Genomic DNA, 12848 nt, shown 5'->3' on the forward strand with positions numbered 1-12848 from the left:
TGTTGTGATTATTAATAAAATCCCCCATTCACAATTTGTGAATGGGGGGACTTTTACGTTGTAAGACTTTATGCTATTACCGTACACGTACTTTATACAGACTAATTGTAAACAGAACGACAAACCAAATGATTGATAGTATGGTTGTCATCATTGTAGCAGGTGAGAATAGCAATATCAGGAACACACCTGCCATAAATAAGATAGTCAGGTAATTTGAAAATGGTGCAAACGGCATCAAGAATTTTTTTTGACCGTTGATAAAATGATCTGATTTGCGATATTGAATATGTGTGATCAACAGAGAGATGTAAATAACAATAAAAGTAGCTGAAGCAGTTGCGGTCACCATACTGAATGCATCCTCTGGAAAGATATAATTCAAACCAATGACAGTAGCGATCAAAGCAGTTGATAGGTTGATACCACGCATTGGAATATAATGGCTATTTAATTGACTGAAAAAACTATTTTTGGGTGATAATGAAAAAATCATGCGTCCAGTTGTGAACAGTGCACTGTTTAGTGATGAAGCCGCCGCCGTCAAAATAACAAAATTAATGATCCCTGCAGCTGCGGGAATACCAATACCAGAGAATACTTGAACAAAGGGTGACGTATTAGCGCTATAGTTTGTCCAAGGTTGGATCGTCATGATAGCTAATAAAGCACCAATATAAAAAATAAGAATACGAATAATAATCGAATTGATTGATTTCGGAATTGTTTTCAAAGGATCTTTTGTTTCGGCAGCTGTGATACCGACAAATTCAACGCCTAAAAATGCGAAGAAGGCCATTTGAAAAGCCGCTAACAAGTTGTGACCATGATTTGCAATCAAGCCGTGTTGCCATAAAGTTGATAATTGTGTCACACCAACTTCACTACGTATATGAAAAACAACCATGATCATGCCGATTAAAATCATCGCGACAATAGCAACAATTTTAATTAAAGCAAACCAAAATTCTGTTTCACCAAAGGCTTTAACGGCGATAATATTCATACTATAGAGCACACCAAGAAATAATAATTCCCATAACCAAGCAGGTGTTTGTGGCAACCAAAACTGCATGTACTTACCAATGGCTGTTAATTCGGCCATTGCAATAATAATCCAACCCAACCAGTAGGTCCAGCCCATAACAAAGCCAGCGCGGGCGCCTAAATACTTTTTGATAAAGCCAATAAAAACAGTTTGATTATGATCAGTTAATAAAAGTTCTCCTAAGGCGCGCATCATGGAAAAGACGAAAAATCCTGTGATGATGTAAATTAAAAGAATAGCTGGTCCAGCCTTTTGAATGGAATCACCAGCACCTAAAAAAAGCCCAGTGCCAATTGTACCGCCTAATGCAATCATATTAATATGACGTCCAGATAATGTACGAGATAGTTGTGGTTTTTTTGCCATGACGATTTTTCCTCCTAGTCACTATGTTCTATAGTAAATTATCTTGTATAATAAATAAAACTAATCTTTTTCATTTTTACATGAAAAAAAGTATTCTAAGGGGATATTAAATTGACATTTTCTTATCAGGTATTTGCAACAGTTGTCCGTTATCAGTCATTTTATCAAGCGTCTCAAGTGCTTAATGTAACAGCCAGTGCGGTGAGTCATTCGATTAATCAATTGGAAGCACAATTAGGATTTCCATTACTCATACGCAGTCGTGCTGGCATAAAATTGACGCATGACGGTGAGTTAGTTTTGCCAGTTATTCAACAAATATTGAATGATGAAGCCGATTTAATTCAGATGAGTCAGAATATTAACGGGCTACGGTCAGGTTCAATAAAAATAGGGGCGTTTAGTAGTGTCTGTGTCAATTGGCTGCCAAATATTTTAAGTACTTTTTCGAAACAACATCCTGATATTGAAGTGTCGATTGTTCAGGACAGTTTTGAAGAAATCAGTAAGCAAGTTAAAACAGGAGAGCTTGATGTTGGTTTTACGACTTTACCAGTGACAGACAATTTAACTGTATTTCCATTACTAGATGATCCAATATTTTGTGTGACACCTGCTGATTTTATACCTCAAAATAAACAAACAATTACGCAACACGATATTGTTAATCAGAAATTCATTTTGCAAAAAATAGATTATGATCGGGCAACAAAGACAGTTTTGGATAATTATGATGTGACGATCAATTCAATCAACTTTTCAATTGATGACCAGTCGATTATTGCGATGGTTGAAGCTGGCATTGGATTTGGTATTTTACCAGAATTAGCGTTGAAAAAAATTCAAGGGAATGTGGCGATTTATCCTTTTCATCAGTCGTTTACAAGACAAATTGTATTAGTGACCAATAAAAGTAAAGTCATGTCACCCTCGGTGGTTGAATTAATAACGGCTATTAAGTGTTTTGTGAAAGAGACGTATACGATAAGTTAGACAATTAAAAATAAGATAAAAGGTGCCAATAAAGTTAGTCTGTGTCTAACCTTATTGGCACCTTTTATCTATCAGAGTTTCTTTTGCATTTTGATGTCTGTTATGTTGAAGCCGCTTTTTTGATAAACATGAATAGCGCGACTGTTGCTACCAAAAACATGTAACCCTAATGACGTGTATCCCATATTTTTTGTTTCACGTGAAACAAGGTCGAGCGTTTTTGAACCGAAGCCCCTATTTTGATAAGCTTTATAAATTTCAAAATCAAAGATAAATGCCATGGATGAATTTTCGCTATCAGTAGCGAACCAGATATAACCGACTACTTCTGAATCGTTGAAAATTGAGTAGAAAAAATTGTCTGGCGTTTCAAGGCCGTTTGGTAATAAGCGGTCATAAGTTAATTGCGCATTTTTTTGCGCAGCTTCTGGTGTCCAAGTGCCGGCTGCAACTTTTTCTGCGGCGTATTCATTGACTGCAAAATTGATATATTGTTGAAAATGGTTAGGGTCCATTGGCATGAGTTTCAACATGAGGGTGCTCCTTTGAGAATAGTGAGTTAATTTAGTATAGCATATCGCGTCTATACTACTATCAGTAACACAAAAATAGAAGACCAACCTTGGGAGTAAGGTGGTCTTCTATTTTAAAGGAGAATATTTTATTATGAAAAATGGGAGAGAGAATAGTATAACCAATTAATTGATTATGTGTTTATAATAAACCCACTGGATTAAATGAACATCAAAGCAATCACATTAATGTACTAATATCGTGCTAATTAATGCTATAACAGCAAGAACTGCTGTGACAACGAGTGTTTTATTATTAGTCACTTTAATCATACTTGGTTCTTTATCCCCAAGTGAATCTGCTTTAGACAAAAAGTGAAACAAAACCCATATGTTTGCCAATGCGCCAATTAGCATCATTACAAGAATTGGGACGGTTAACTGTCCAAAAAAGGATTGGGTTGAAAACATGAGAAAAAACATGGAATTAGTGATGTACGATACCCACGTCATTTTTTTAGTCGCTTTTATTTCTTGAACACGTTTAATATGATTAATCATATTGTTGTCCTCCAATAGCAGTTGATCTAATGAAAGACGTAATACTTTAGCGATGTAAAGAACATTGTCTAAATCAGGCATGGTTTTTCCGGTTTCCCAGTTAGAAATTGTTTTGTTAGAAACAAACAGTTTTTCTGAAAGCTCGGATTGTGTCATATTCAAGTCTTGCCGTTTAGCCTTAATTATTTGAGCAAAGGTCATGTGATTATCTCCATTGTAGAATAAATTTTTATTATCTTATATCTAACATATTTCTTAGTACTAATTTTTGCAATAGAAAGGTGTTTCTAATTGCCTTGAAGGTGCATAATGGCGATCGTATATTGCTAACTAATTAGGCCATGAGGTCATGACAAAATCAAATATAAAGTGAAATAACCCGTGAACCATCTGGTTTGTAGCCTTTCTTTTTTTCTTCTTGTCTTTTTATATGGTGTGCTAATTGTTGTTTTAAATCGGACGCCTTTTTGTTGTAGCCTAATGAATGATATATATTTATTGCTGTGCGAGCGCGTTGTTCGCCTTTTTCAATGTGTCCGGCTTCAATGGCATACCAACCTTTATTAAACAACAACGTGATCTTTTCAGTCACGTCCACATGATCTGTTAAGTGCTTCTCTGCAATGTCTAATAATTGCTGAGCAGCCGAAAGCTCTTCATATACAAGGGTCGAAAAGGCTGTCCAAATGACATGCATTAATTGTGATTGAACGTTTAATAACGACTGATCATATGATCTGACACGTTTAATCGCTATTTTTGTTAACAAAAACAACACATCAGCAGGTAACATAAACGATATTAAAGTAAATAATTGTAATTCGTAAATCCCCCAAACTTCAACACCAAGCAAATAATTTTGTACGGGTTTAACTAGTACAGATAACTGATCACTTGGCCGTTGTTTAACCTCTTTGCGCAAGAGTAAAGTTAGTCCCTCAGCTAAAATCATTAAGAATTTTGGGGTGCTGTCATTTGGTTGATTGTTTTGATCTTGTTTAATGATGCTATGAAATTCTTGTACTAATTGACTAGTAATTGCTTGGTTGTCGATTAAGTGAATGCGACGAATTAAATAGGGCGCTTGATTTTCTTGTAATAGGAATTCGAATTCGGCTTGGCTAACATGCATTTTTTCAAGCAGTTTAAAAAAACGTGAAACTGACATATCAGTTTGACTCTTTTCAAATTTTCCAATAAATGACGCTGACGCATTTTGATCAGCCAATGCTGTCAAAGTTAATTTTTTAGATTTTCGTAATTCATAGAAGGTTTTTTCAAGTGTCATTGGCTGCTCTTTTCAATTTGTCATATATGCCGGTTTTTGAGTGTTTTCCAATTATATCACTTAAACTAGGTATACATAAGAAAACAAAGGAGACTAATGATGCTACTATTGCGGACTAACAAGTTACTACGCAACTTAACACTTTCTCAATTTATCGAATTACTTGGGGCAGCATTTTTTAATATCGCATTGCTTGTTTATGCGTCACAAATAAGTCATGCTAAACTGGCAACCACTGTTGTTGTCATCGCTAATACCTTACCGACTATTTTACAAATTGGGTTAGGATATATTGCTGATAAGGCACATGATAAGTTGCGGTTAATGATTTTAACTCGAATTGTTCAAACCATATTGTACGGTATTTTAACGATCTTATTTGGGTTAACAACCAATGACTGGTTACTGTTTTCGTTTATCATTTTTATCAATGTCACCAGCGATTTACTAAGTGGCCTGACGTCATTGGCGGCGCTGCCCATTATAAAACATATTGTACCGTCACAAGATTTACTCGCTGCGCGTTCGTTGCAAGTTTCCGTCATGTCTTTGGTTAATGTGATTGGTCAGGTCATTGGTGTCACCTTGTTAACTTTTTTAGGTAATAATTTTTTGTACTTTTCGTTATTTAATGCGTTATTATTTTTAATAAGTGGTATCATTTTAATTATTTCTCGCCGGCAGTTTAATCAAAAACTGAAGGTTACCAGCCACCAGAACGCGACTTCTACGTTGCCAGAAGCGCGCTTTTGGGTATCTATGCAAATCAATAGACGCATTATTCAAGCCAACAAAAAATTGTTGCACATTTTATTTTTATTTACCTTACTGAACTTATTAGTAGGCTCTATTGATGGGCTCATCAGCTTAACATTATTACAATATCCTGGCATTTATATCAAAAATTATGGTTTTTCATTATCAATTATTAACACGATGTTAGCAATTGGACTTGTTTCAGGATCTTTTTTCACTAATGATTTTTTAAAAAGAATCCACCTGAATATGCTAACCATCATTTTACTACTATTTTTAACGTTACTTAGCTTAAACCTTGTTTTATCTCCAAGTATTTATGTGATAATCATGAGTTTTTTTGGTATTGGTTATACACTTGGCAAAATTAGTCCACGTGTCAGCACATATGTCATGACCAGTGTTGCGGAAAAACAATTAGGACAAATTGCCGGATTTATGAATACATTGGTAACGCTTAGTGTGCCTATTGGGCAACTTATTTTCCTATCAATAGCCAATTCGGTGTCTCTCAATAGCGCATGGATAAGTATGGTTGTACTTTCAATGTTATTAATCCTTTATACACTGTCGTATAAAGTGGCATAAAATATGTTCACGATAGCATTGTTGTGCGTCGTAAATGACTAGCAGCCTAATGCCAACCGTGGCAAAAAAACGTCTGTATTGTTGACTTGGAAGCAGAGCTTGAATACTTTTTTGTTATCAGGTAAGTAATGTTTTTTTATGGTAATGAAAATTTTAGCGTATTTTTTATATACCAAACTAAACAAAAAGGCACACATGAAGTGTGCCTGCGTATAATCAATGACCATCACGGTTATCAAAGTAGCGCTTAATTACGAACATCACGACAGCGACACAACAGCGTTTGAAGTATATCATGTTTTGAAAGGGCAAACATAAAATGCTATAATGTAGATAGGAAGAAATACATGGGGACTAACCTCTCTAGTAAAAAGAGCTAGTGCGTAGGAACACCAGTTCTTTTTTTGTGTCCTAAATCATCAATGTATCTAAAATTGAAAAAACTAATGGTTTGATTTTAGCATGGTTGATTTTAGTCAATTACCGTTAAAGCGTCTGCAGCTTTTTTATGCAAGTGTTCAGTTTTATGTTACAATCTACCATGTTAAAAATATCAGCATGGTTGATCCTAAAAAAAAGTCTAAACTACTGATTGAAGGCTAATAAAATTTATTTGACAAACGTTAATGAAAAAGATATACTTGAAATTCATTGTTTGTTGAAATTATGCGAACAAAAATAGTGTAAATATGGTATTGGTAGTGAATCCTGCTGCATATTGGTATGCTTCACCAACACATTTTAGCGCTGATTGACAATAAATATTTAAAAAAATGTACGCTTTCAAGCGTGCTTTTTTAGTTAGTGATGAGGAAAATTATGTCAAAACGAGTTCTTTTTTATTTAATAACCATTTTTTTAGTTTTCTGTGGAATAGTTACTATAGAAACTATGCTAGTTATTTTTGAATCTAATACATTGCCACATAATGCTTTGAATACTTCTAATACATTTTATATGCTACAATTCGGCAATGTTTCTGAAATAGTTAGTACGCTGATGTTAATCGTGATACCAATTAGTGGGTCATTATTATTTATCTATATCAAGAACAATAATTATTTTTATAGTTTTATCCAAAGATATAGTTACAAAAAATTTGTAGCCAAAGCACTTATTGCGACTTTTTTAACAGCTTTTATTTTTTCACTAGTTATCTTATTGTATCAATTACTATTAATTAGTTTGATTATTCACCCACTGGATTGGAAGCATGTTGATGCTAAAAACACCATATCAGGGGTGACACTTTTTGATGATGGAAATCTGAGTTCTACAATTAAATTTATCCTATTATCGTCGTTTGGTTGGGGCATATATGCTGATTTTGTGTTTTCAATAGGACTTTTTATCAAAAAAAATGCAATCAATATTATTAGCGGCGGCATAATTGGGAGTAGTTTAATTATTGTGCCGGCTTTAATCAGCCATGCCTTTCAGGGCGTTTTATTAAAAATAGTGTACATTTTTTCTTTACCAACGCTAATTGCACCTGGACAAATGAATTTTCGAGATTTTGGGAACCAAAATCAAATATATCTCTATTTTTGTTTGTCAACTATTGTATATATGAGTTTGACTTTAGGAATTGTTTATTTTTGGATTAAGAAGAAACAAAAAGAGTGCTGATGTCATGAAAAAAATGTCGTTTTCTAAAATATCATGGCCATTATTTTTTACAGTAGTTATGATGTCATCTTTATCTGCAAGTAATGCCTTACTACATACTTCTAAGGGCAGTGATATGATACGCACACTATTATATCCAAATTTTTCGGTCATATTCACGCAGTCAATGTTGTTGCTACTGATGTCTTGGCAAGTATTAAACTTCAGATCCATTAATTCCTTAGTCGAGATTAGAGGACAGTCTGAAAAAATTCAAAAACAAATGATCAAGACAATTATTTTTGAGGTAATCATTTATTTTGGTTTCTATTATGGGTCGTTTACCTTGAGTGGCAATATGTGGTTTAAAGAAGGGCATGCATTAATAGGCAGTATGATATTGCTCATGCGTACGTTTATCATTTTATTTTTAGGGATTCTGATAACCAGTCTATATCGTAGTCGCCATATTGGTAGCATTATTGTCATTGTTCAACTTAGTAATTTTGTTTATCACTTCTTTTTGGAAACGAAGATACTATTGGTACAATATAGTCCGTTGTATGATCCGGTATATCGCGCACTACATCACATTTATAACATATGAGTTACAATTGGAGAAAATTCATGCTTAAAGTTAATCATCTTGCAAAATCATTTAAAAGTAAAACAGTGTTAAATAATGTTTCTTTCGAGGCCGATAAAGGACAATTGGTACATATATCTGGTGCCAATGGCTCTGGTAAATCGACGTTATTTAAAATTATTGCTAAAGTACTTTTGCCAGATTCAGGGGATGTAACCATGCTTGAATCGAAAACAATAGGTGCACTGATTGAAAATCCGGGATTTTTAGAATTTGAAACAGGGTTAGTTAATTTGCGTTTTTTGGCTAAACTGAATCATAATTATGATGAAAAAAAAGTGTTTGCGTTAATGGAAAAGTTTTCGTTGGATCCAAATGATAAGCAACCAGTTTCAAAGTATTCTGTGGGTATGCGACAAAAGTTGGGAATTATTCAAGCAGTTATGGAAGATCAAAGTATTATTTTACTTGATGAGCCTACAAGAGGGCTTGATACAGATAGTATTGACCAATTTATTGATTTATTAAAAAATTTGCAAGCTGAGAACAAACTCATTATTGTCGCTAGTCACGATTATATTGAAGGCATCAAGTATGATGTCTTGTTTACGCTAAAAAATGGTCTGTTATCTTAATGACTCGAAAATTGTATTTTTGGATTTATTTCTTGATAGTATGCATGGTGATTAGATTTGTACCAAATTATTTACCGCAAATAACAACGCAGCAACATGCAAGTTTGGTATTTTGTTTTACGATTAAGCCGTTTTACTTGTTAATGGTTAGCGTATTGAATTTGTTTTTTGATTATGTTGCCTTAATCATGCCAGTGATGGAATTGCTATCAATTCAAAATTTTTTATTAGTTAGAAAACCGAATTTACGTAACCAATTAAAAAACTATACGCCAATTATTTTACATTATTTTGTACCCTTTATTTTAATCAAAGTATTTGTTCTTTTCATTGAAAGTAGTCTGTCAGTTTTAGTATGGATAGGATTATCTTTTGTTACTTGGGTGCTACTACTGGTATTTTTGATTAATCGACGCTATAGTTACGCAAAAGTGGCCACTATAATTTTAATGACACTTATTTTCAGTCGTATTTTGGCGACTGTAATGTTTTGATCCGTTTGAAAACAATATTTTTAATTTTGATAGTGATCTATAGCATTATTATGGCTAATAATGCAACATAAAAAGGGGTACAGATTTATGATCTGTACCCCTTTTTTTAATTTAAGCTTTTAATACAGCAGTCATAAAGTCCATAAAATCACGGACAAAACGTTTAGCGTTAACGCCAACAGCAACATTTGTTGTTGTTGGTTCGAGTAATCGTTCTCGGTCACCAATTGTGCGGCCATAATCCTGTGTATCTTTATCATAAGTGACACGCATATTCAGGGGAATTGTCACGACATAACTTGAATCAATGGCTACAGCAACGGCCAACGGATCATGCAAAGCGGCACCACGATGATCGATGTCTAACCGATCATAGGCTTCAATGTAGAAGTCCATTAAATCAGCATAAGCAGTACCGGCTTTTGTGCCTAAATCACGCCATTGTTGTGTATCTTTTTTGGTTAATAAGGTACGTAGCGTGACGTCTAGGCCGACCATAGTTAAATTTTCTTGCGTTGTGAAAACTTTGTCTGCGGCTTCTGGATCTTGACTAATGTTTGCCTCGGTAAAGGGTGTCACATTACCAGGGACTGTGAGCGCACCGCCCATTAATGTTGTATTACCAATCAAGTGGGCAATTTCTGGATCGATTTCTAGTGCCTTGGCCATATTTGTTAGCGGACCAGTTGGGACATACACTAATTCATCTTGATATTGATGTGCCATATCAATTAAAAATTGCACACCACTAGTGGTTTCAATTTGACGTGTTGCAACGGCTAATGACAGATTGCCAACACCGTTATTACCGTGAATGGCTTGAGATATTGGCATCACATCAAAATGATCGGTTGTTGATGAATGTGCTTCTCCTAAATAGACAGGCACATCATTTTCACCCAGTAACTGTAGCAAGTTGAGTGTATTTTGAGCAGAAGTTTCGACAAGTGTGTTGCCATATGAGGCAATGACACCGATGAGGTCAACGCGAGGATCACATATTGCCAAAGCCAATGCCAGCGCGTCATCAACACCAGTATCTAAATCTAAAATCATTTTTGTGGATGCCATCTTAAACCGCTCCTTCACAATATTGGTTCATGGCTGGTATTTGTGCAATGAACCATTTTTCAAATGCTTGCGCATCAATGTCAACGGCAACTTTTGCATTGATTTTGCCATTAGACCATCGATTTTGTGTGTCTGCAATTGTTGCACCAGATGCTGGACCGTCAGTAATAACATCAACCCAATAATCTTTTGTTGTGTAAAATTCTGGGTTGAGTAAGTAACATATGGTATTGACATCGTGCATAGGTTTACCACCTGGTTCGCTATCACCATAAGCAGTCATTAATTTATGCAGCATATTACCTGCTTCACCGAGACCAGCAACGGCGTCAATAGTTTCTAGGGATAATAGTGCTTTTAGTGTGACATCAAGACCAATCATAACAATTGGCACACCACTTTTAAAGACAACAGCAGCAGCATCAGGATCTGTAAAAATGTTAAATTCAGCTACTGATGAGACATTACCACCAGATAATGAGCCACCCATCAAAACAAAATTTTTGATTTGGCTGATTACTTCTGGATGCTTTTGAATTAATAAGGCGATATTCGTATAAGAACCCGTAGCAACAATTGTCATTGGTTCAGGTGCTTCTGACAATACTTTGGCCATGGCACTGACTGCATCAGTGGTTAAAGCTTGCGTTGTAACAGTTGGAAACTCATAGCCTGGCATGCCTGACACGCCATGAATATATGAGGCATCAACGAATGCTTTTTTTAATGGGGCAGCGGCGCCACGTGCTACAGGGACTTGTGTTTGCTTAAAAAATGTTGTGAGTTTTAAAAGATTAGTTGTCGTCTTATCAACGGAAACATTACCAGCAACACTTGTGAGTAATTTAATATCAAGTTCTGGGTTAGTTAGTGCAATTGACAAGGCGACTGCATCATCAATGCCTGGATCCATATCTAAAATAATAGGTGTCATTTTCATACCTTTCTAAATTGCTTTATTGCTTACCACACGAACAATCCGGCAGTTGCTGCTGACAATAATGACACTAGAATACCTGATAATAACATGTATGGTACGCGTGAACTAATGTAATCGTTCTTTTCTTTATTAACCAATCCCTTGAAGGCACCAATAATCATACCAATGGTACCGAAGTTGGCAAAACTTGTTAAGAAGACAGTTAAGACAATACGTGCATGTTCGTTTGCAAAGAGGCCTTTACCAGCCATGATTGACTTTGATACTTCACCCATGACAACGAATTCGTTGGTCACTAATTTTGTGCCCATGAATTGTGCGAGTTGGAAAGCATCGTGCACGTTGAAACCAAGCAACCAAGCAAATGGGAACATAATAACACCAAAGATATTTTCAAGTGTTAGCCAATGCAAGCCAGTTAAGCTAAATAGTTGGTTGATGAGGGCTGCTAAAGAAACAAAGGCAATAACAGTTGCAGTGATGATCAAAATTAACTTACCAGCACCCAGAATTGAGTCACCTAAGAATGAGAAGAAAGGCTCTTTTTTGGCACCTTTTTCATTAATGTTAACAATGATATCATCTTCGGGGGCAACTTTGTTAGGATTTAAGATGGAAGTAACGATAATGGCACCCAAGATATTAAGTGGGATAGCTGTCAAAACATATTTTCCTGGCACCATTTGGGTATAGGCACCGATAATGGCTGAAGTGACACAGCTCATTGACATCATAGCCAATGTGAAGTTACGGCTTGCTGACATGTGATCTAGTTGTGATTTAGAAACAGCTAAAACTTCAGTGTTACCGAGAAACATCATCTCAATAGAGAAAAATGCTTCAAATTTTGGTTGACCGGTGACAAAGGTTAGTGCTTTACCAATCCACTTGATTAACCAAGGTAGGACACCAATATAAGTTAAAATATCAAATAATGGCACGACAAGTAAAATAGGTAGCAAGGCGGATGTCACGAAATTAGGGCCGCCGTTGTTTGATGTTAACCACTCAGGTAAAGCAAAAGCAATACCTTGTGATGCGACAGAAACTAACCAGTTAAAGCCATCAGCAGCACCTTGAACCGCAACTTGTCCGGCCTTGAACTGTGTGAAAAACCAGGCTAATGCCAATTCGATGGCTAGGACGATACCGACAGATCGCCATTGGATTTGCTTCCTATCTCGTGAAAACAAAACAGCGATGGCAATGAAGACAAATATGCCAAGCACGTTAGCAAATAAAAACATAATGTATTCCTCTCTTGAACAGAAAATATAGTGAGTAAAACGTTTAACCAAAAACAGTGTAACACATTTTATTTAAAAATGGAAGCGCTTCCAGATTACTTTTTAAGGTACAATAGATATATTAAAGTATACCATTACGACAAGGGATAGAGTTT

The 12848-nt window shown here is 35.4% G+C and carries 13 protein-coding genes; 6 read left to right on the forward strand and 7 right to left on the reverse strand.

From position 1 onward, the window contains the following. Window positions 1-76: 76 nt before the first annotated feature. The gene (locus tag AB3K24_RS00165; protein WP_367973024.1) at window positions 77-1414 is read right to left on the reverse strand and encodes an amino acid permease; all 1338 of its coding nucleotides are present in this window, start codon (window positions 1412-1414) and stop codon (window positions 77-79) included. A 111-nt stretch (window positions 1415-1525) separates the two neighbouring features. Between AB3K24_RS00165 and AB3K24_RS00170 the strand changes: the two genes are divergently transcribed. Next, entirely contained in the window at window positions 1526-2407 is an 882-nt protein-coding gene (locus AB3K24_RS00170) for a LysR family transcriptional regulator (RefSeq protein ID WP_367973026.1), read from the forward strand. Window positions 2408-2478: 71 nt separating this feature from the next. On the opposite strand, the gene AB3K24_RS00175 is transcribed toward AB3K24_RS00170, so the two are convergent. The 3 genes from AB3K24_RS00175 to AB3K24_RS00185 form a co-directional block, all read right to left on the reverse strand. Next, a complete protein-coding gene (locus AB3K24_RS00175; protein ID WP_367973028.1) occupies window positions 2479-2940 on the reverse strand; it encodes a GNAT family N-acetyltransferase in 462 nt (153 codons plus the stop codon). A gap of 225 nt (window positions 2941-3165) precedes the next feature. After that, the gene (locus AB3K24_RS00180) at window positions 3166-3681 is read right to left on the reverse strand and encodes a helix-turn-helix domain-containing protein (RefSeq protein ID WP_367973030.1); all 516 of its coding nucleotides are present in this window, start codon (window positions 3679-3681) and stop codon (window positions 3166-3168) included. A gap of 157 nt (window positions 3682-3838) precedes the next feature. Beyond that, window positions 3839-4768, reverse strand: a complete 930-nt coding sequence (locus AB3K24_RS00185) for an Rgg/GadR/MutR family transcriptional regulator (RefSeq protein ID WP_367973032.1) — start codon at window positions 4766-4768, stop codon at window positions 3839-3841. A 96-nt stretch (window positions 4769-4864) separates the two neighbouring features. Here AB3K24_RS00185 and AB3K24_RS00190 point away from each other — a divergent pair, with 96 nt between their 5' ends. The 5 genes from AB3K24_RS00190 to AB3K24_RS00210 all read left to right on the forward strand — a co-directional run bounded on the left by AB3K24_RS00190 (window position 4865) and on the right by AB3K24_RS00210 (window position 9435). Beyond that, window positions 4865-6112 carry an MFS transporter gene (locus AB3K24_RS00190; protein ID WP_367973034.1) on the forward strand — a complete coding sequence of 416 codons (1248 nt, stop codon included), beginning with the start codon at window positions 4865-4867 and terminating at the stop codon, window positions 6110-6112. 891 nt (window positions 6113-7003) lie between these two features. Then, window positions 7004-7741 (forward strand): hypothetical protein, encoded by a 738-nt coding sequence (locus AB3K24_RS00195; RefSeq protein WP_367973036.1) that lies wholly within the window; start codon window positions 7004-7006, stop codon window positions 7739-7741. Window positions 7742-7745: 4 nt separating this feature from the next. After that, a complete protein-coding gene (locus AB3K24_RS00200) occupies window positions 7746-8327 on the forward strand; it encodes a hypothetical protein (RefSeq protein WP_367973038.1) in 582 nt (193 codons plus the stop codon). Window positions 8328-8347: 20 nt separating this feature from the next. After that, complete coding sequence (locus tag AB3K24_RS00205) at window positions 8348-8941, forward strand: ATP-binding cassette domain-containing protein (protein WP_367973040.1); 594 nt, start codon at window positions 8348-8350, stop codon at window positions 8939-8941. A gap of 44 nt (window positions 8942-8985) precedes the next feature. Beyond that, entirely contained in the window at window positions 8986-9435 is a 450-nt protein-coding gene (locus AB3K24_RS00210) for a hypothetical protein (RefSeq protein WP_367973042.1), read from the forward strand. Window positions 9436-9546: 111 nt separating this feature from the next. On the opposite strand, the gene AB3K24_RS00215 is transcribed toward AB3K24_RS00210, so the two are convergent. From AB3K24_RS00215 to AB3K24_RS00225, 3 genes are read right to left on the reverse strand one after another with little or no spacing between them, the layout of a single operon-like run. Then, entirely contained in the window at window positions 9547-10506 is a 960-nt protein-coding gene (locus tag AB3K24_RS00215) for a nucleoside hydrolase (RefSeq protein ID WP_367973044.1), read from the reverse strand. A gap of 1 nt (window position 10507) precedes the next feature. After that, a complete protein-coding gene (gene rihC, locus AB3K24_RS00220) occupies window positions 10508-11440 on the reverse strand; it encodes a ribonucleoside hydrolase RihC (protein ID WP_367973046.1) in 933 nt (310 codons plus the stop codon). Between the two features lie 29 nt (window positions 11441-11469). Then, a complete protein-coding gene (locus AB3K24_RS00225; protein ID WP_367973048.1) occupies window positions 11470-12693 on the reverse strand; it encodes a NupC/NupG family nucleoside CNT transporter in 1224 nt (407 codons plus the stop codon). Window positions 12694-12848: the final 155 nt, after the last annotated feature.

This window comes from Leuconostoc aquikimchii (genome assembly GCF_040838325.1).
GTDB lineage: Bacteria > Bacillota > Bacilli > Lactobacillales > Lactobacillaceae > Leuconostoc > Leuconostoc aquikimchii.

What these genes read in the sequence shown, in the direction of transcription:
- AB3K24_RS00165 (WP_367973024.1), bottom strand. Translation starts at nt 1,414, where the DNA reads ATGGCAAAAAAACCACAACTATCTCGTACATTATCTGGACGTCATATT.
- AB3K24_RS00175 (WP_367973028.1), bottom strand. Translation starts at nt 2,940, where the DNA reads ATGTTGAAACTCATGCCAATGGACCCTAACCATTTTCAACAATATATC.
- AB3K24_RS00180 (WP_367973030.1), bottom strand. Translation starts at nt 3,681, where the DNA reads ATGACCTTTGCTCAAATAATTAAGGCTAAACGGCAAGACTTGAATATG.
- AB3K24_RS00185 (WP_367973032.1), bottom strand. Translation starts at nt 4,768, where the DNA reads ATGACACTTGAAAAAACCTTCTATGAATTACGAAAATCTAAAAAATTA.
- AB3K24_RS00190 (WP_367973034.1), top strand. Translation starts at nt 4,865, where the DNA reads ATGATGCTACTATTGCGGACTAACAAGTTACTACGCAACTTAACACTT.
- AB3K24_RS00195 (WP_367973036.1), top strand. Translation starts at nt 7,004, where the DNA reads ATGCTAGTTATTTTTGAATCTAATACATTGCCACATAATGCTTTGAAT.
- AB3K24_RS00200 (WP_367973038.1), top strand. Translation starts at nt 7,746, where the DNA reads ATGAAAAAAATGTCGTTTTCTAAAATATCATGGCCATTATTTTTTACA.
- AB3K24_RS00205 (WP_367973040.1), top strand. Translation starts at nt 8,348, where the DNA reads ATGCTTAAAGTTAATCATCTTGCAAAATCATTTAAAAGTAAAACAGTG.
- AB3K24_RS00210 (WP_367973042.1), top strand. Translation starts at nt 8,986, where the DNA reads ATGGTGATTAGATTTGTACCAAATTATTTACCGCAAATAACAACGCAG.
- AB3K24_RS00215 (WP_367973044.1), bottom strand. Translation starts at nt 10,506, where the DNA reads ATGGCATCCACAAAAATGATTTTAGATTTAGATACTGGTGTTGATGAC.
- rihC (WP_367973046.1), bottom strand. Translation starts at nt 11,440, where the DNA reads ATGACACCTATTATTTTAGATATGGATCCAGGCATTGATGATGCAGTC.
- AB3K24_RS00225 (WP_367973048.1), bottom strand. Translation starts at nt 12,693, where the DNA reads ATGTTTTTATTTGCTAACGTGCTTGGCATATTTGTCTTCATTGCCATC.